General features: G+C 49.8%; 16 protein-coding genes and 2 pseudogenes. 9 read left to right on the top strand and 9 right to left on the bottom strand.

Going from position 1 to position 18973, the window contains the following annotated elements; all coding sequences use genetic code 11:
- Nucleotides 1-213: 213 nt before the first annotated feature.
- Nucleotides 214-819: a glutathione transferase GstA gene (gene gstA / locus AC2A1E_RS22605; RefSeq protein ID WP_484385604.1), complete on the bottom strand. Its 606-nt coding sequence runs from the start codon at nucleotides 817-819 to the stop codon at nucleotides 214-216.
- Nucleotides 820-949: 130 nt separating this feature from the next.
- Between gstA and AC2A1E_RS22600 the strand changes: the two genes are divergently transcribed.
- Nucleotides 950-1825 carry a LysR family transcriptional regulator gene (locus AC2A1E_RS22600; protein ID WP_484385603.1) on the top strand — a complete coding sequence of 292 codons (876 nt, stop codon included), beginning with the start codon at nucleotides 950-952 and terminating at the stop codon, nucleotides 1823-1825.
- A 207-nt stretch (nucleotides 1826-2032) separates the two neighbouring features.
- Here the strand turns inward: AC2A1E_RS22600 and AC2A1E_RS22595 are convergent, their stop codons facing one another.
- The 7 genes from AC2A1E_RS22595 to AC2A1E_RS22565 form a co-directional block, all read right to left on the bottom strand.
- A complete protein-coding gene (locus AC2A1E_RS22595; protein ID WP_484385602.1) occupies nucleotides 2033-2995 on the bottom strand; it encodes a fatty acid desaturase family protein in 963 nt (320 codons plus the stop codon).
- Entirely contained in the window at nucleotides 2982-3599 is a 618-nt protein-coding gene (locus AC2A1E_RS22590; protein WP_484385601.1) for a phosphatase PAP2 family protein, read from the bottom strand. The genes AC2A1E_RS22595 and AC2A1E_RS22590 overlap by 14 nt, the downstream gene beginning before the upstream one ends.
- Nucleotides 3590-4705 (bottom strand): glycosyltransferase family protein, encoded by a 1116-nt coding sequence (locus AC2A1E_RS22585; RefSeq protein ID WP_484385600.1) that lies wholly within the window; start codon nucleotides 4703-4705, stop codon nucleotides 3590-3592. The genes AC2A1E_RS22590 and AC2A1E_RS22585 overlap by 10 nt, the downstream gene beginning before the upstream one ends.
- Nucleotides 4702-5445 (bottom strand): hypothetical protein, encoded by a 744-nt coding sequence (locus AC2A1E_RS22580; protein ID WP_484385599.1) that lies wholly within the window; start codon nucleotides 5443-5445, stop codon nucleotides 4702-4704. The genes AC2A1E_RS22585 and AC2A1E_RS22580 overlap by 4 nt, the downstream gene beginning before the upstream one ends.
- Nucleotides 5442-6410, bottom strand: a complete 969-nt coding sequence (locus AC2A1E_RS22575) for a hypothetical protein (RefSeq protein WP_484385598.1) — start codon at nucleotides 6408-6410, stop codon at nucleotides 5442-5444. Before AC2A1E_RS22575 ends, AC2A1E_RS22580 begins: the two co-directional genes overlap by 4 nt.
- Before the next feature lie 39 nt (nucleotides 6411-6449).
- Nucleotides 6450-7523 carry a glycosyltransferase family 2 protein gene (locus tag AC2A1E_RS22570; protein WP_484385597.1) on the bottom strand — a complete coding sequence of 358 codons (1074 nt, stop codon included), beginning with the start codon at nucleotides 7521-7523 and terminating at the stop codon, nucleotides 6450-6452.
- Between the two features lie 795 nt (nucleotides 7524-8318).
- Entirely contained in the window at nucleotides 8319-9251 is a 933-nt protein-coding gene (locus AC2A1E_RS22565) for a GGDEF domain-containing protein (protein WP_484385596.1), read from the bottom strand.
- Between the two features lie 1371 nt (nucleotides 9252-10622).
- On the opposite strand from AC2A1E_RS22565, the gene fimA reads away from it, so the two are divergent.
- The 5 genes from fimA (at nucleotide 10623) to sfmF (ending at nucleotide 16441) form a co-directional block, all read left to right on the top strand.
- On the top strand, nucleotides 10623-11174 hold the full coding sequence (fimA, locus tag AC2A1E_RS22560) for a type 1 fimbrial major subunit FimA (RefSeq protein WP_473190361.1): 552 nt from the start codon (nucleotides 10623-10625) through the stop codon (nucleotides 11172-11174).
- 334 nt (nucleotides 11175-11508) lie between these two features.
- Nucleotides 11509-12216 (top strand): type 1 fimbria chaperone FimC, encoded by a 708-nt coding sequence (gene fimC, locus AC2A1E_RS22555; protein ID WP_484385595.1) that lies wholly within the window; start codon nucleotides 11509-11511, stop codon nucleotides 12214-12216.
- Nucleotides 12217-12254: 38 nt separating this feature from the next.
- On the top strand, nucleotides 12255-14861 hold the full coding sequence (locus AC2A1E_RS22550; RefSeq protein WP_484385607.1) for a fimbrial biogenesis usher protein: 2607 nt from the start codon (nucleotides 12255-12257) through the stop codon (nucleotides 14859-14861).
- 28 nt (nucleotides 14862-14889) lie between these two features.
- Nucleotides 14890-15900: a type 1 fimbria D-mannose specific adhesin FimH gene (gene fimH / locus AC2A1E_RS22545; RefSeq protein ID WP_484385606.1), complete on the top strand. Its 1011-nt coding sequence runs from the start codon at nucleotides 14890-14892 to the stop codon at nucleotides 15898-15900.
- Nucleotides 15901-15919: 19 nt separating this feature from the next.
- Nucleotides 15920-16441 (top strand): fimbria assembly protein, encoded by a 522-nt coding sequence (sfmF, locus tag AC2A1E_RS22540; protein WP_484385605.1) that lies wholly within the window; start codon nucleotides 15920-15922, stop codon nucleotides 16439-16441.
- 86 nt (nucleotides 16442-16527) lie between these two features.
- On the opposite strand, the pseudogene AC2A1E_RS22535 reads toward sfmF, so the two are convergent.
- Nucleotides 16528-16629: pseudogene (locus AC2A1E_RS22535) on the bottom strand (hypothetical protein); the annotation flags it as partial.
- On the opposite strand from AC2A1E_RS22535, the pseudogene AC2A1E_RS22530 reads away from it, so the two are divergent.
- The 3 genes and pseudogenes from AC2A1E_RS22530 to AC2A1E_RS22520 all read left to right on the top strand — a co-directional run.
- A pseudogene (locus AC2A1E_RS22530) lies at nucleotides 16624-16770 on the top strand (amino acid dehydrogenase); the annotation flags it as partial. The pseudogenes AC2A1E_RS22535 and AC2A1E_RS22530 overlap by 6 nt on opposite strands.
- 398 nt (nucleotides 16771-17168) lie before the next feature.
- The gene (locus AC2A1E_RS22525; protein ID WP_484385594.1) at nucleotides 17169-17846 is read left to right on the top strand and encodes a helix-turn-helix transcriptional regulator; all 678 of its coding nucleotides are present in this window, start codon (nucleotides 17169-17171) and stop codon (nucleotides 17844-17846) included.
- Between the two features lie 10 nt (nucleotides 17847-17856).
- The coding region (locus tag AC2A1E_RS22520) for a purine-cytosine permease family protein (RefSeq protein ID WP_484385593.1) at nucleotides 17857-18973 on the top strand (1117 nt) is incomplete at its 3' end.

The following is an 18973-nucleotide window of genomic DNA, read 5'->3' as shown; positions in this document are numbered from 1 at the left end:
GAACTGGAGTGAGGACTTGCCAGATTTGGCAGAGGCTCAGCGTTATCCTCCGCAGCTTATCCGGGTAAATAAGATTAACGTGTATTAGTCGCGACTTGATCTGACAGTTACCGCGGATAAAACACAATCTTATCTGACGGTCGGCTTTGAGCGATGCGGACCTTTGGCTGTCCATTTATCAGACATTTGCGTCCTTCATAAGCCTTATAGAGCTTATTGAGATGCTTCTGCAAGTAAAGCAGCCTGCACGGCAGGACGCGCATTGATATTTGCCATATATGCCGTTAGCACAGGCCAGCGATTCAGTTCGATGGAAAAGAATTTACACCAACCCAGCACCGTGAAAAGGTAAGCATCAGCAACGCTGAAGGACGGGCCCGTCAGATAGACTTGTTCATTAAGCGTATCCTGCAGAAAATCGAACCGCCGGAATAGCTTTTCACGGAAAATCGTTCTGACGTCTTCAGGCAGTGTGGGGTTGAACAGCAGTGCGGAGCCTGCGTGTATTTCACTGGTGATAAAGTTTAACCATTCCTGCAGACGCACACGCGCCCAACTGTCTGCTCGCGGTGCCAGCCCACTTTCCGGCTTCAAGTCGGCGAGGTATTGCACAATGGCCGGACCTTCGGTGAGTATCTGACCATTGTCCAGTTCAAGTGCAGCGACATAGCCTTTAGGGTTAATGGTGCGGAAGTCGCGTCCGTCAGCGGTGAGCTTGCTCCTGTTGTCCACTTTGACCAGTTCAAATTCAAGCCCGAGTTCGCGCAGAACGATGTGTGGTGAAAGCGAACAGGTGTCCGGGGCGTAATAAAGTTTCATTGTCTCTCCGATAAAATTGAAAAGCTGTTTAACAATGTGCTGGGCGTTCCTGAACACACTGTGCTTAACGTGTCTCGTGCTGTAAAATTAATGATCCATAAATTAACTATTAGCTGAGCTACTGATACTCATGATGAATCTTTTGCACTGGCGCTTACTGGTAGCCGTTGCTGATGCAAGCAATATCTCACGCGCCGCTGAAGAGGTGGGAATGACTCAATCCGGTGCCAGTCAGGCTATCGCCCAGTTAGAGGCTTCACTTGGGTTCCCGGTATTCACGCGTGAGCGTCGACACATCGGCGTCACCGCGCTGGGAGAGCAGGTTGTCGAACAGGCAAGGAGAATGCTTGCGCGGCTGAACGCGATCCGTGCGCTGGCTGATGAGAGCCGCGGTTTAAATGGCGGACGCATTCGCCTTGCCAGTTTTCCCTCAGTGACGTCCACATTGTTGCCTGGACTGCTGCGCGACTTTAAGCGTCTGCATCCGGGCATAGAAGTGGTGGTACTGGAAGGTACAGACGAGGAAGTCGAGGAATGGCTTGCAGCAGACATTGTTGAGCTGGGAGTGGTAATGAACCCCCTACCGGGACGAGCAGACATTGTATTAGGGCAGGATGCATGGGTAGCGGTAATGCCATCCCGTCATCTGCTGGGACGGAATGTAAGTGCGTATGGCATAACGCTAGAGGAACTGGCAGGCCAACCCTTTATTCTCGCGACAGGCGGATGTGTCGTTAATGGAAAAAGTCTTATGGAACAGGCAGGCTTGCACCTCTCAGATGTGCGCGTAAAAGTACGAGACTGGGTCAGTGCCTGCATGTTGGTGCGTGAAGGCATGGGGGTGGCGCTAGTACCTGAATCTGCCCTACCAGTTGAATTGCGAGGCCTTTGCGTGGTGCCGTTGACACCTTCTATACACCGTGAATTTGGTCTGGTTTGTTCACCATCCGGGAAATCTTCTGGTGCGACGCGGGCATTGCTGAAAGGGCTGTGTAAAGGCGGATGATCAACTACGAGGTAATTATTTCATCATTATGCTAACAGTACGCTTCTGGCACAGAGCTGCCTGTCAGATGTTGGTTAAGCTCTATACTGTGACAATGCCAGCTCAAGTCTGAGCTAATACAGATAATACATACAACGCCCCCTGTAACACCAGTTCAGGGGATCAATACACCCATAGTGGTTTTCAAACCAGTCGCGTTGACAGGCACTATGCTGGTGTTTCAGAAGCCGGATAACTGACATCACGCAACACAGCAATATAGCCCTTGTAGATATTCTTGCCTGGCAGTAACTTCCTGGAAGCCAGTTGCTGATGTACCCGACGTAAATGGTAGAAGGGCATACGCACGTAGAGGTGGTGCTCAATGTGGTAATGAATGGCATGAGGGCCGAAAAAAAATGTCTCCCAGTTAGCACGCACAATAGTACGCGCATTCTGGCTTTGGTCATCACAAGCTGGCAACCCGGCGTGCTCCATGATAGCTCTGATCCTCCCCATGAAGGGCAGCAACGTTATCGCAGGCAGTAACCACAGCCCGGGATATAACAGCGGATGGCCAAACCAGTTTAGCAAGCCGAATAAAAAAGCATTGCTGATCAACATGGAGAACACCTCCCAGACCTTCAGTCGTGCCGATTTATCGATCTTGGGCATGCTTGTACGATAATCACCGCGAGCAAACCTGAAAATACTGATGAAATAACCTACTCCGCACAAATCTGCCAGCAGCCGTGTAGCCAGTTTGCTCCGGGGTAACGGGAAATCGGCCAGACCGAATACTGCTGCAACCGGATCGTCATGTTGCATCGGGTGCTGATGATGTTTCAGATGCCCCGCACGATAGGTTTGCAGTGAAATGAACAATGGCCCGGCGGCGCACAACTGCCCGAGAAAATCATTCAGTCGCTGTCCGGTGGTCAGAAGTCCATGTGCGCTGTCATGCATAATGACTGCCAGTGCTAACTGGCTGCGAGCAATGATCAGGGCTGCCATCAGGTAGATTATGGGGTGTGGCCAAAGAATAGCGCAGGCAAACGCCATAGTAATCAAGCCCCAGTCGGCGAGCAGTGCCAGAATGGCGATCCATGGTTTGAGCACAAATAACTCGCGGTCTGGCGCAAAGGCATTAAGTGCAGGATTATTGCCAGCACGTGAGTTAAACGGGGGCATGGATATGACTTCCTTGTCGTTGTGTGAGCAAAGTGCAGATCAGCGCCAGAAGAAGGCCGCCGATAACATCGATCACTGTGTGCTGTTTAAGGGTCAGGGTTGACAAACAAATCAGCAATCCGCTGCAACCTGTCAGCCATCGGTAGCGACGATCCCAAAGCGCTCGGCATGCCAGACAGGTCACGGTGACATGCAGGCTGGGGCAACCGTTAGACGCGAGGTCAAACTGCCAAAGGCGTCTCAAACGTTGCTGTAGAAAAGCATTGTCGATCAAGCCAGTATCGGGTCTGGGTATGAACTCGGGAAACAGCCAGAAGCAGAGTAGTGCAACACAGAAGGCAATCCCAGTCGCGTTTCTGAAGGCCCTGAATCGATCCGCGCTAGCGTAAGCCGCTGCCAGCAACACAAAGGGGAAAAACAGCACATATGGCCACCAGGATTGAGCAATAAAAGGGATCTGCTTATCCAGTGAAGTAACCCAGTTATAGCGTGGCACAGTGACATGCTCCAGGGTGATGAATAGCACCAAACCTGCCAGCAGACCCAATAATCCAGCCAGTGCCTGGCGATAGTCAGGCACTGGGATTTGTTGATTTATCGACATATATTGTGAGCTTTCAGGGCAAGCAGGCGGTTAACCCAAGCGTCAATTCGAGCCTGAGCGCGTTCGCGCCCTGTTGAGCCATCGGTGTCCGTCATAGGGGTTGTGCAAAGTTGCTTCGCCGCTTCGGTCACCTGACGCTGAAAATCAGCGGCGTCACCGCGCCAGATGACTATCCGGTGAAGCAATTGCAACTCGGTGGCTCGTGTTGCGTTTGCCATCTGTTCAGGTTGATCGCAAAGAACCAGAATAATTGGCTTTTGATAAACAAGCGCGAGTGACAGAGCAGCCATGCCCGGTGCCGACACTATCAGTTGCGCGCAGGCTGCACGGCTAGCCCAGTGCCGATCGATAGCAAGCCAATCGCCGAGTCCCGCATAGCCTTCTCCAACCAAGTGTGCACTAAGAAGGGCATCAGCAAGTCCTACTGCTAATGCATCAGCCAAAGCGGGATCACTGAAATGCGGATTCAGATATACCGCTGCGCCATCCTTTATTTGGGAAGATGGAGAGATTGCCAGCGCGACTGGCGTCGGCAGTCGATACAGCGAAGGGGCGTGGGCATCGTCGATCTCGCAGGCAAAATCATGCTCAATGCAGGCTAGAGCTGCATCGAGCTGGCGACCGACAATCCAGCCAAACAAGCGAGCGAATGGGCGTGACCACATGCCCTCGAAATTGTTGATCAGGGCAACTTTGAGGCTTGTGCCGTAAATATGCACGACCTTGCGCCGCCATACGGGCAACATCCCCATAAAAATGAGCGCCGGGTGAAAAGAGTCGTTAATCACCATATCTGCCTCCCTGAACTGGCGCTGCAGTTGCCAGATATCACGCAGCATGCGGCCAGGATGGAGCAGGTAATTCGCGACATTGCGGTTGGTCGCTTTACGCAACATGTTCTGCCTGTTGTCAAATTGCACGGCATAATGCTCTGACAAAATCTGTGCCTCAATACCAAACTGCTGTAAAAAGTACCGTCCTTGCTCGGAGGTTGTCAGTACTGTTATCCGGGCTCCGGCATTACGCAGGGCATGTACGAGTAATTGGGCGCGCATCAGGTGGCCGCGTGCATCAGCAGTAGCGAGATAGATAATGTGTAGACTCATCGGGCGTAGCTACCCGAATGTCGCAGCCCGCCCAGTATCCAACTCGCGACGTACATGACTAGCGCACCGGTTATGCCGAAACTTGATTCTACCCGGCGGATTTCTTTTAGCAAACGTACCAACTGCGGCAGCTCATGCGGTGCCACAATGCGGCGCAGTGTCGTCTCACACAAGCGTACGTGGGCTTTCTCGTCGGCCAGGACGCCTGACAAAAGTGGATACAGTGGGTGTTCAATACCGATGACATCGCAATGGCGGCCCAATACTCGTTCGGCCATCTGCTCGGCGCAAAGCCCTGTAGCATAGGCTGGCACCAGTAGGCCATACTGGAAATGTACCGCATATTGACGGGCCAGACGTTGCCAGTAGCTGATTTTCTGGCGACTGAGCCAGTCAGGTTTCAGCTCAGTTGTGTTCTTTTCCCCGAACGCCTGCAAGGCTTCAGTAAACAGTTTTACATGCCGTTGCTCATCAGCCAGATGCTGTGTTACCGAGCGTTCAAGCCAGGGGGGAGATTGTGGCATTAACTCATCCATCAGTGCGCGTTCGGTCGCATCTTCACCGATCAGATATATCCGCAATAACATGCGTTCCCCACGTGGACTCTGATGTAAACGGGTCACAGCCGCTCGTTTGATACGGTCCACAAGGTTTGCTTGTAACGCCTTCAGCCCTTCTGGTCTCGGTGCTGCCAGGCAGCTGAAGTCCGGTTCGCGGGTGTTTTGTTCGCTTCCGTTCATTGTGTCTCCTGCGGACGGCGCTGCCAGGTAAGAATGAGGCCAATAAAACTTTCGCGCATAAAGGCTGCACCTGCTGTCGTCGCAGTGGGAAAACTCTCTTCAACGCCGTTATAACGCAGATAGCCTTTACCCTTATCGGCTCCCAGCTCCAGAATATCGTGCTTGTTCATGCCACGCTTGCGCACATCACTGAGCAGGGGACTGTCTTCCAGACCAAACAACAATAGCTGGTGCTGAATGGCCCACTCGGGGATCAGACTGCTCAGTGCCTGTAACCTAAGGTTCCAGGTACCACTCGCTATCAATGGTTTTAGGCTGGCCGAACTGGATGGATCGACGATGAAGCTGGCACGTAATAGTGGCTTTGTTAGCAGGCCCGCACCAATGCCGATAGTAATGTCATCAGCGGCCGGATCTTTTGCATTACTGGGGTGTACTACTACAAAATAGCTGGCCAGACGTGCGGCCAAAGAGGGATGCGCGAGTGTCTCGCGTGCCTGATTGGCGGTTAACAGCACCTGTTCGCTAGCACCGTTACGAACGCTTATCTGGTAGGGTTCGAGTTCAATGTTACTGAACTGACCCCGTACCGGAGCGTGAACGTAGGTATCAGTTTTCCAGTTTTTCCCTGTTTGACGCAATAACACTTGCAAGCTGAGGGGCACACGTTGCCCCTCTGTGGTGAGGCCGCTGCCGTGAAGCAATACATCGCCGAACAACGTACTGTTATGGCTGGTATCAGCATCTATTACGATGGAGTGAGTTTGAGTATCGACGCTGGCATGGGCATCCGCTACATCAAGGGCAATGCGATGACAGTTGCTGTCGACAGTTGCGCAGTCGCCGACAGAAGAGAAGTGATACACGCCGCGACCACTGAACTCAGAAGGTGCAGCCTGGCTCTGACCACTCAGAATCAGGCACGTCATTAAGCAGGCGAATAAGGTCGTTGAATGAGAAGGCATTCTGAATTCCAGGGTGAGTTAAGACACGATAATCCTGAGTCAATCCAGGTTGCGATGATAAGACAGTGCTTCGTTGTGGAGAGCACTGGCACGTCCGATGGATAAACCACAACCACGGACCACGGCCCCTGCAGTATCGAGCAGCGACACTGCGATCACGAGGGTTATTGCAGTCAGTAACTTTAGCCCACGTACCGGAGGCAAGTCCTGATGGTTAAGCGCACCCAGGCTGTAGCCCAGACGTGAGAGCATCACGCACAATGGCCCAATCGGACCACTGCGGCCAAGCCATTGCAACCAGGCTGGCATATAGGCACGCACTAGGTACGGCGTAAGATCTACGCTGTCCCCCCCTCGCAACCAACGTAGTTTGACCACTTCACCCAGCGTGTCAGGCACACGGTGTACCGTGTGTGCACGCGGCGTATAGATAACTGAGATGCCTGCGGCCTGCAGGCGTAGCCCCATAACCTGGCAATGAGCACGATATACACCGTCAAGAGGTTCGTAGCGTTGTTGTTCAAAAGTGTCGTAACGAAAAGCAACATTGTTCGCATAAAAATTACGTGTGCCGTTTTTATGTAACGGGCTGGGGAAGTACATAAAATCGATAGACGTCAGCGCGCTGCCGGTGATGCCTGGCGCATAACTCGTGCGTCCGGCGACCGCGACCGGTGCATCCACTTCAGCAAAGGGCGACAGCAATTGCTCCAACCAGTCGACACAAGGCAGGCAATCGGCATCGGCAAAAGCCACGTACTGGCAGCGTATTTTATCCACATGATCAAAGCCGATATTTTTTGCAGCGTAGTAGCCGGTACGAGGGTCAATCTCAACGAAGTCCAGCCTCCGACCCGCAATCTCGCACAGCACTTGCTGCGTCGCCTGGTCAAGGCCATCATGAGTGATAATCCATTGAGCGAGCAACTGGGGGGAAAGACTCTGCTTAGTTAAGCGGACGATCAGTCGTTTGAGACTTGTCACAATTTGGTCTACGTTTTTGGCTGCACGTAGATTGTTCGTCTCCAGCACCAGAGCAGTATTGGCAGCGATATCGATCAGGCGTTGTTGCATGGTCTCCCTGACACTATGCCCTTCGCTTTCCATCTTCATTGGTATCTCCCTTACCTGTTATTCTCATGGAAATTCATCAAAAAATACATGTTCTACTTATTGGATACATCATCCTAAATAAGCGTTCCGAATTGAACCTCCCCAGTCCTCTTGGAGAGTTTTAAGTCGGTGAACTCAGATTGCAAGCATACTCGATGAACAAGCAAGCTTTTGCGAAACTAAATGATATCAGCTTAAAAATCAACCATTCAGGCTCCCTATAGCCCCCAATTAGGTGAACGAATACTTTAGCGGCTTCCCCTATATGAAAGGGAAAAGTGTCATTCAGCCATTACTGCAACCGAACGAGCGATAACAGGCCGTTGTAACCTGATATTCCCTGGGCGTAAACAGTTGCACGGTCAGTGGGCGGGGCAACGCTGGCGGTCATTCCCCAGTGGTTGGGTCAACGGTTCGCTGCCTTCCGGCAACACTTCATTCCCGTACATGCGGCTCCGGGACGGCAGGCGTCAACTCCACCACGGCGGTATTTGATCTCCGGTTCGTTGTATTGAATGAGGGCAGCATGTGGCAGTTGAGTTTTGTTAACAATACGAGTTCGCCGTTCGGTTACAAACAACTGACCTCTTGAGGAGCCTGAAGGGGGAAGGGGGCCGGCACAAACTTGGTTGCATCCTCTGGTGTCAATGGAAACAGCCCTCAACGAGAGTGCATAACCTGAATTGCCATCCCATTCCACAATAGCTACTGGTGAGCGTAAAACCCCCACTAGCGTTTGCAATATGCCGGGGATCCACAGTTCATCCCCATGCCCCACAGATTTTTGTACAGAACCTAAAGACTGAAAAACTGATCTTTGCCCCGGGCTTTAGCTACGTAGAGAGCTTTATCGGCATGTGTCAGTAGTACGTTAGATGGGGGCAGTCGGCCAAATGTATGAACTGAAAAACCGATGCTTATAGTCAAGTATCCTGTGCTGGAGGCGGAGTGCGGTATTCTCAAATCTCGCACGAGTTGACATAGCGTCTGCACATACAGCGTTGCCTGGTCTTTCGTCATGCCGTTGGAGAGCATGACAAATTCTTCGCCGCCATATCTGGCTACAAAATCAGAACCCCGCTTAAAGGATTTACTCAAGCAATCAGCGACACGTATTAGCGCTTCATCACCAGCCGGATGCCCATAAATATCATTGAAGGATTTGAAGTCATCGACATCAATCATGGCGAGAGTCAATGAGTCACCATTACGGCTGGCAATTTTACATTGAATGTCGAACTGCGTATCAAAAAAGCGACGATTATAAATTCCGGTGAGTCCATCCTTTATGGAAAGTTGCTCGAAGTGTATTTTCATTTCCTCGAGGGAGCGATGCTCATCGCGAAGCTGTTGCTGTATTATCATTCTTGATGTTACGTCTTTTTGGATCCCGATAAAATTGGTTACAGCCCCGCTCTCATCATGAATTGGCGATATGCTTAACTCATTCCAAAACATAGTTCCATCCTTGCGGTAGTTTCGCAAGGTTACAAGGCAGTACTCACCTTTTTTAACGGCGTTGCGCACAATCTCCAGTTCTGGCTGTTCCCGATCGTTATTTTGCAGGTATCGACAGTTGATGTTGGTAATTTCTTCGAAGGAGTAGCCGGTCATCCTCTCAAAAGCCGGATTGACAAAAATCAAAGGATTATCGTCGATGACATTGTCAGAGATGGTGATGCCATCTCGCGAATCCATAACCGCCTGTTTAAGAATTTCAATCTTCATACAAAGTCCGTTAGTGGGATCGAAGGGAGAACGCTGTTGTAAGCAACGCAACATCAAGAGATCAGATGCAATCAAATCAATTTTACAAGTGTAGTCGTTGAAAAAGAGCCATGTTCGTTTTTTGACATGTTACAAACTGGAGCCAGAACGGGGTCGTTCCTGTCAACATGTGAGAGCCTGGATCCCCAGCGAGGGTGGCCGCGCCAGTCTTTTATGCAATGCCAAAGCCCAGCGTAGGTTGTAATGCCGTTCACTTACTTTCTGGGTAAAAGTAAAGACGCTGTCTGATCCATTGACAGTCGGCCCTGACAGTTGCCTGGGCCATCAAATTTCAATATAAACAATGGATTATTTCCTTGGCGTGTTTTTTACATCTCTGGTTTTCACCTCCTCCTTTTACCGAATAAATGATTAATAATTCCATTAAATTTTAATTTATCAGACAATAATGCCATGTTAATTTATTTTTTTTAATATAAAAGATTAATAGGTGATAAAAAATCAGAACTTAACTGTGGGTAATAAATCTTAAGAATAGTAAGAATAGCCTTATGTGATTTAAAAGAAAAAAATGCATCCCTTTGAATAATAATGTAATTACATTAAATTAGTAAGAATTTGACAACATTGACACTAAGAAGTCATCGCAGGTAATATTTGTTCCAAGTTAACAAGCAATGACTACCCAGACAATAAGATTAAGCTCATCGTATGTTATTATTGCCTGATAAACATGCCGTAATAAATGGTGCGGTTTAACCGAGTATGGATATAGATATTTAACAATAATGTCACACCTACGGTAACAGTGTTATCCAATCCTGTTAAACTAAGCCGTGGCCGAGCAGAAGACTATTTGTGATGTTGTATGTTAATACTTCCATGTGAAAAATATTCAGTGGCCTGCATTGGGCTGCCGACATTGTTGCGCACTGATTTTATTGTTATCTAATAAGTGAGCTATTTACCCTTTAGTGAGGCTAAGAAAACGTTTAAACCTATTACTGCCAGATCGTGAAAAATACACTGTCGAACAGACCGATGCGATAACGCAGCGGAGCACCATCTATACCCGTCATATTTCAAGTTGCCTGCGTTAGTTCGCCTAGTGACATCGATATGCTAATGGGCACTCAAACTTGCCGCCTTAATGCAACTAAAATTATTAAACGTATAGATTAAGTCAGCGTGTTTACTGTGTTTATATTTATTTTAGTGTTTATAAATAATCATTCAAGGATGCATGGTTATTACCGGCTTATATGGTTTTTCCTGAGGGAAAATCTATATAAGACTTACAAGGATTTGATAGTTCCGGTCAGGGATCGACTGGTTAATTATCTTAACTATCGTTAATTTAAGGATGTTTTAATGAAACTCAATACAATCGCTTCTTCTCTGGTTGCTACCATCGTTCTGGCAAGCAGTGCCGCTTTCGCTGCTCCAGTTACCGTACCTGGTGGCGTAGTTCACTTCCAGGGTTCACTGGTAAACGCAGCTTGCGCAGTAAGCACCGAATCTGCTGACCAGATCGTTAAACTGGGCCAGTACCGTACCGCAGCTTTCACTGCTGTTGGTGACGTTTCTGCTAATACCCCGTTTAACATCGTTCTGAACGACTGTGATACCAAAGTTTCAACTAACGCTTCCGTTGCGTTCTCTGGTGCTGCTACTGCTGGCAACCCAAATCTGTTGGCGGTTGCTTCTTCAACCAACACCACCACTGCAACTGGCGTAGGTATTGAAATTCTGGACCGCACTTCTACTGCTCTGACGCCAAACGGTACAAGCTTCTCTGCAGCACAGACGCTGATCAACGGTACCAACACCCTGCCATTCGTCGCGCGTTATAAAGCAACGGCAGCTACAACTACCGCGGGTCAGGCGAATGCTGACGCGACCTTCATCATGCAGTACAACTAATCACTGACTGCTAGCTATTCACGGATGATTATAGCCTCATGGATGAGGCTGTTTCTTTAATACTGACAAGACAATGACGAAATAAGGACGTATTAAGCATTGTTGTTCATTCTCAGAGAATTAACGATGACGGGGGGCGTAATTATACACCCGCAGAGATGACTGTTTTAATAGATTGCATAAGCAGTCGTGAACAATTTTAAACGCCTCTGGTCTTCTCACTTTTCATTGCTTTTTCAGAATGGTCAAATTTGTAAATACCCTCTCTGACGGTGGATGTACGTCGATTTATTTCTTTATTGTTTTAATGGAAAATACAAGGGTAACCATCGTTATGAATAAGATTTTTAAATGTACGATAGCTATCGCCATGTCTTTAGCTATGGTGCTGCCTATGACAGCCTTCAGTGCCAAAGGAACCGGTGGCATCGCCTTGGGCGCAACGCGCGTCATTTACCCCGCCTTGGCCAAGCAGACCTCGATAGCGTTGAATAACTCGGATGCAAAAAACCGTTATTTGGTTAACGCCTGGGTTGAAAACATCAACGGTGAGAAGGAAAAAACCTTTGTCGTCACTCCTCCACTGTTTGTCAGTGAACCGAAGAGTGAAAACACGTTACGTATTATTTACGCCGGGCCGCCTTTGCCGAATGACCGCGAGACGGTTTTCTGGTTGAACGTAAAATCTATCCCCTCGGTGGATAAACAAAGTATCGAAGGGAAGAACGTCCTTCAGTTGGCGATCCTGTCGCGTATCAAGCTGTTTGTTCGCCCGGAAAGCCTGCCTATTCAGCCGGAAGAAGCGCTTAAACACGTGCGGTTTAAGCTGTCTGGCGGAACGCTGAATATCACTAACCCATCACCGTATTACATCTCTATGGTCAACCTGACTGTCGGTGGCAAGAAGCTGGCTAACACTATGGTCCCGCCAATGGACAGTGCGCAGGCGGTGGTTCCAGCCGGTGCTTCAGGCAGCATTTCGTTCCAGGCCGTCAATGATTACGGCTCACTGACACCGCTACAGAATGGTGTCACGCAATAAAGAGAACTCTTTGTCAGCGGAAGATTATAGAGGCAATGATGAAAAGGTCAGTTAGACGTGACATTTTTGAAGCAAAGGGCAAGATGCCCCATTTTAGCTCGTTGGCCGCAGCGCTTATGGCCATTCTTTATTCCGGCATGAGTTCAGCTGAGAGCTATTTCAATACGGGATTTTTATCTGATGACGTGGCTAAAGTCTCGGACCTTTCGCGTTTTGAAAAAGGCACCGACCAGGTCCCTGGTACCTACCGCGTTGATATTATTGTCAACGAGGAGCTGATAGCTACCCAGGATATGAACTTCATTGCCGCCCCCCGTGGAGCGAGTGTCAATCCTGCGGCTGGCGGGCTCGTACCCTGTATAGATCAGCGTTGGTTGAAACGCATCGGTGTGAATATTGCCGCCCATCCTGACTGGAGCAAACTCAAGCCTGAAGCCTGTGTGGATCTGCTGAAAGAGGTCACCGGTTCAGAAGTCACGTTTGATTTTGCGCGCCAACGCCTAAGCATCAACATACCGCAGGCTTCACTGCTTAACACGGTGCGTGGCTATATTCCACCGGAAGAGTGGGACGAAGGGATCCCTGCCGTCTTGCTGAACTATAACGCGTCCGGCAACCGTGGCTCGAGCGGAGACAGCTATTACCTGAACCTGCAGAGTGGTGCCAATGCAGGCGCCTGGCGTCTGCGTAACAACAGTTCGTGGAGCCACAGCACGGGGGCCGATGGCAATACTTACAACCGCTGGACATCCATCGGTACCTCTGTTCAGCGTGCCATTATTCCGCTGAAAAGCACCCTGGTGATGGGGGACAGTAATACCGAGAATAACCTGTTTGACAGCACGGGGTTCCGGGGGGCGCGGCTGTATTCTACCGATAGCATGTACCCGGATGCCTTGCAGGGGTTTGCCCCCACGGTGCGTGGGATTGCCAGAAGTAATGCCAAAATCACCATCCGCCAGAATGGGTTTGTCATCTATCAAAACTTCGTGCCGCCGGGGCCGTTTGTGATTGACGACATGAACGCGCGTATCTCCAGTGGTGACCTTGAAGTCACCGTTGCGGAAAGAGACGGCAACAATCAGGTGTTTACGGTGCCTTACTCTACCGTGCCGATGCTGCTGCGCGAAGGTCGTTTCAAATATGACTTGGTGGTAGGGAAGTTCCGTAGCGGTAATAATCAACAGTCCGAGCCGGCGTTCTCCCAGGTGACCTTGATTGGCGGGTTGCCGAACGGCTATACCCTGTACGGCGGTGGGCAGATTGCGGAACGCTACGCCTCTGCGGCCATCGGGGTCGGCAAAAATCTGGGCAGTTGGGGAGCTATCTCGTTTGATGCCACCCATGCGCACAGCAAGCTGGCGGATGACAGCAACTATGACGGGCAGTCGATACGTTTCCTGTATGCCAAATCTCTCAATGAATACGGTACCAACTTCCGCGTGCTGGGGTATCGCTATTCCACCCAGGGCTTCCACACGCTGAGTGATGTCGCCTATAAGCAACTGGAAGGGTACGATAATCAGCTGGAGATTGACGGTAACTACGGCAAAATACCGATCGTTGCCACCTATTACAACCTGCGTTACAACAAGAAGCAGAATTTCCAGGCCAACATCACCCAGTCGTTGGGCGAGTATGGTTCTCTGTATCTGTCTGGCACCCAGCAGACTTACTGGGGTACCAACCGAACCAACATCCTGTATCAACTCGGGTATTCCAGCGGTTGGCGTGGGATCAATTATGCCCTCGGCTTCTCCTGGAACAAAACGCTGGATACCAACGCGAACAACCGCATCATGTCGCTCAACGTGTCAGTACCGTTCAGTGTGCTGTTTGGCCGCAGTTATTCGACGGACTCTGTTCTGGACCGGGCCTATGCCACTGTCGCAACCAGCCATGATTCCGATGGGAAAAATACCTGGCGGACCGGTTTGAGCGGCACCTTACTGGAAGGGCGTAACCTGGCTTACAGTGTGACGCAGAACAGCGGCAGCACGACCGGGGGCAATGCCAACCTCAACTGGCAGGGCACCTACAATACCCTTGGCCTCGGTTATAGCTATGGCAGAGGCCAGCACGATCTGAACTGGCAGGTCGCCGGTGGGGTAGTAGGGCATGCCGATGGCGTGACCTTCAGCCAGCCGTTGGGCGATACCAACGTGTTGATCAAAGCTCCTGGCGCTGCTGGCGTGAGAGTGGAAAACCAGACCGGCGTGAAGACCGACTGGCGGGGTTACGCGGTAGTCCCTTATGCCTCCAACTATCGCTATAACCGTATCGCGCTGGACACCAACTCGATGGACGAACACACCGATATGACTGACAACGTTGCCAGCGTGGTGCCTACCGAAGGTGCGCTGGTCCGGGCAACGTTCGACCCGCGTATTGGCGTTCGTGCACTCTTCACCGTGAAGCGTGGCAATAATCTGGTGCCTTTTGGCGCGGTGGTGCGTGAGGAAACCAGCGGAACGACCAGTATGGTGGGTGAGGATGGGCAGCTCTATATGAGCGGATTGCCGCTGCAAGGCAAGTTGCTGATCTCATGGGGCAAGGATGCAGGCTCGCAATGTAACGCGTCTTACTCGCTGCCTAAAGAAAACCTGAAGCAGGCTGTCATGGCCGCAACCGTTACTTGTCATTAACCGACAAGCCAGGAAGAGCAGAATGAATATGAAAATGTATTTCGCCGGGGTGGTGCTGCTAGTGGCAGGCGCCCCGGCCTATGCCAAGGTGTGCGCCCCGGTCGGTGGCGTTAAAGATCTCCCTTATGATTTATCGAATGCTTTTAGCGCATCCAATAATCGGGTCGGTCAGGTTGTCAATTTAAACGGATATAGCGGTCTGGTCGGTGTCAGGGCTATCTGTCCACCGGGAACCACAGGCGAAACCACCATGCGCAGCTATGTCACTGATTTACCCGTAGTGGCAACCATCGATAACTATAAGTACTTGCAGCTTAATGATTACCTGCAAGGCGCAATGCAAATCACCGATCATGGTAACAACGGTGACCAAGTGTTCTATCCCCCGACGAATTACTTCCAAATGGGGGCGGACATCCGCGTTCCGATCAATCAGACTTTCGATGTTTTGGACGGTGGACTGGTCTTCAGACTGAGGGTCACCAAGCCGTTTATCAATATGGTGACAATCCCCAGAAAGACCTTGTTTACCGTCTATGTGACGACCACCAATGCGGATCCACTGATCACCCCGGTTTATACCATCAGTTACAGCGGCAAGATTAATGTGCCACAAACCTGCGAGCTCAACGTTGGGCAGATAGTGCAGTTTGATTTTGGTGATATAGCCTCGACACTGTTCAGCCAGGCGGGGGCGGGTAATAGCCCGGCAAGGGTCACGCCGCAGACAAAATCTGTGGCGATCAAATGCACCAACGTTGACGCCCAGGCCTATCTCACCTTGCGGTTGGAAGCCGAAAAAAACGCCGGCGACATCATGGTTTCGGATAACCCCGATCTTGGCTTCAAGGTGTCAAGCGGTACCGGCAGTGGCCCGGTGTTTATCCCCAATGATGCGACCAGCAAGCTCGGTTTCCAACTGGATGATGCGGCCAAAGCCAACGTGACTATCACCGCCGTACCTGTGAGCGTAACGGGCGTCAAGCCTCAGACTGGGCCTTTTACTGCGCGCGGCTACCTGCGTGTGGACTATGACTAAGGATAACGCTATGCAAAGTATGCAAAAACTCGGCCTGCTGACGCTGGCCGCATACCTGCTGGTGGGTGGCGCACGTGCCGATACCGCGTTGGGTGAGATCAACATACAGCTGACCGGTAATATTGTGGACAGAACCTGTATTGCAGCACCGGGTGATGTAGATAAAACCGTCAATATGGGTACCTGGGCAACCAAGCAGATCCGCAATGCGGGGGACACGTCGCGTGAGATCCCGTTTTCCCTGTCACTGATGGGCTGCCCGGGGAGTGGTAAAGCGTCGATCACCTTTTCAGGCACCGCTTCCACCAGTAACCGTGAGCTGTTGGCGCTGAATGGCAGCAGCAGCGCAACCCATATTGCTTTGGAATTGCGTGACAGCAACCGCATCCGACTGCCGCTCGATCAGGCAAGCCTGGAAATGGCGACCGATGCAAATGGCGATGCAACAATGGTCTTTTATGCCAACTATATCGCCATTGCCAACGATCCACAGCCGGGCATTGCGAATGCGGATGCGACATTTGTGATTAATTATGAGTGACAGAAAACAGCAATAAAGCAGCCTAAGTCTTATGGGTTGGCCTAGCGGCATGAAATCACTCAGGCCGCTATCACCTATACCGCTTTTTACACCAGGATCTGGAACAACACGGCGAAGAGAATGATATTGGCGAGCACCACCGCCCACCCGTTGTAGAGCATATATTTTAAATGCGTGGACTGGGTTATCAAAATCTATGGATGAGCCTTGGCCAGGGGAGCCTGGGTTTTACGCTGGCCGCCGGTAGCGCTGTGGTTATGGGGGCTTTGCTCGCGGGTGAAAATCCCGCAATTTCTTTAGAAGGCCTTACGTGGACACCATCAGTATAAAGATCATACGCAGTGGCCCCCAGCTTCGCGTTTCCGACCGCCTTGGGCAGTAACGTGTCAAAAATTTATGCATCAGAATTTATAGAAGTAAATAATCCCGCCTGGAGTGGCGGGATTTTGATTTTTTACTTTTGGGATATAACGAGTAGAGTATTACGTTTTTTTGAAAAAAAACGTGCTGTCATAATGTTGTAATTATAATTATATTATTTTCGGATTTTGATTGCTGGGTCTTTGACTAACAAATTATTTCCCTAGTGTCAGCCAATTCCCGATTCTACTTGAGAAATTATGTTTGTATATACGTATTTATTACGTATAGACATCCAATCATTCCAGCTTGAAAGTTTAAAATAGCTAATATATGATGCCAAAGAAGTCACAAGGAGGGATGGCCTGTGTTCTATCATATTAAAAAAAGCCTGGAAGAGCTAATACCCTATCTAGAGATGTCGAGCATCCCGTGGGGGATTAAAGACGTAGACTCTGTCAACGTTTACATGAATGACGCCGCGATCAAGTATGCAAACATCCCCAAAGGGTATGACATCACAGGCAGGCTCGACGAAGAGGTTCCCGTTGATTGGAGCGAGTTGGCCGATGCGTACACAACGCAGGACATCATGGTCATTCAAAAGAAAATGCATGTGCCTGTCATAGAAACCAGTTACTGGTATGGTCATTCTTATCTTTCCCCCTATATTGGTGACAAATATCCCATCTTTCTCGGGGATAAAGTGGTAGGGACGCTCTGGTCTTCGCGGCCATTCAAATTACTGACCCCGATGAATTATTTCAAAAATGAAAAATCCCGGTTTGTAAGTTCATTAGCGCCTACGGACTCCTTTTCTCCCACTGAACTTAAAGTTATCTTCTTTTTGATTCAACGATACTCAGCCAAAGAAATATCCAGAACGTTAAATATTAATGTGAGAACGGTTGAGCGGCATATTTATACTATATATCGCAAAGCAAAAGTATCAGGTCTGCATCAATTCATTGAGTACGCCTTGGTCATTGGGCTGGATTGCTATATACCCGAAGATTTTATTGTGAAAGGCATTAAGTTCATTTAAGGATAAAATTGTGTCTGAAGGTAGAGACGAATTCGCTTTAAAACGTGTTCCACACAATAAGCGGTTGCCTTTCATTGGTGTCGCTCTGGTCCATGCGGGCATGTTGACCGCGCTGGATCAGTTCATGCTCGGTGCGGCATTAGGGCATGGCATGTCAATTCTTGATGCTTATACTGCGATTCTGATCGCCAGTATAGTATGCGGCGTTTTGACCTATGGAATGGGCGTGGCCGGTATGCAAGAGGGTATGTCATGCAGCTTGCTGGCGAGATGGTGCGGTTTTGGCCGTATTGGCTCCGCGCTGATCGGTATCGTCATTGCCGTCAGTTTAATGGGCTGGTTTGGCATTCAAACGGCAATATTTGGCAAATCACTGGATTTTGCTCTGGGAGGGCATCTGGGGTTTAAGGCTTCCGCCGCCATCGCAGGCATTATATTGACTATTCTGGTAGCCATCGGGTTCAAAGCCCTGCGGTTTATCGCCAAGTTTGCCATCCCTCTCTTTATCGCAGCCATTTGTTATATTTCATTTCTCACTATTTCAGGCCATGACTTTTCGGCGTTAATACTAACCAAGCCCAGTGGTGAGGTTATCAGCATCAGTACAGCCATCACGATTATTATTGGCTCCTATACTCTGGCGGCTTTGACAACACCGGATATCACGCGCTACCTCAGTAATAAAAAGCAAGTGTTGGGCGTGTCGCTCATCACCATTATTGCTGGTGAGTTTATCGTTAACGGATTAGCGATTGCGCTTGCCAGGGCCATCGGTTCTTCTGATGTGGTCACTATCATGTCCACCGCAGCAGGTGGGGTCGGCTTATTGATTGTGATTTTCTCAACGCTGCGTGTTAACGATCTCAACCTTTATTCTTCCTCCCTTGGCTTGGCAAATGCGGTTGAATGCCTTTTTGGCATTAGGCTCAACTATATTGTCACCACATTGGCTATTGGTGTTATTGGCACTACATTGTCAATTCTGGGGATTCTAGACCAATTCATCGGCTTCCTGGAGTTGATGGGGATCTTGTTCCCACCGATTGTGGGTATTATGCTCGTTGAATTCTATTTCATACGCACGCACAAAAAAGCATTGGACGATTCTCGTGCCACGGGAGAATTAC

It is taken from the genome of Serratia sp. HNCC26DJ206 (assembly GCF_057180605.1).
Note: the sequence above shows the minus strand (reverse complement) of the source record. Positions and strands in the feature narration are given on the sequence as shown.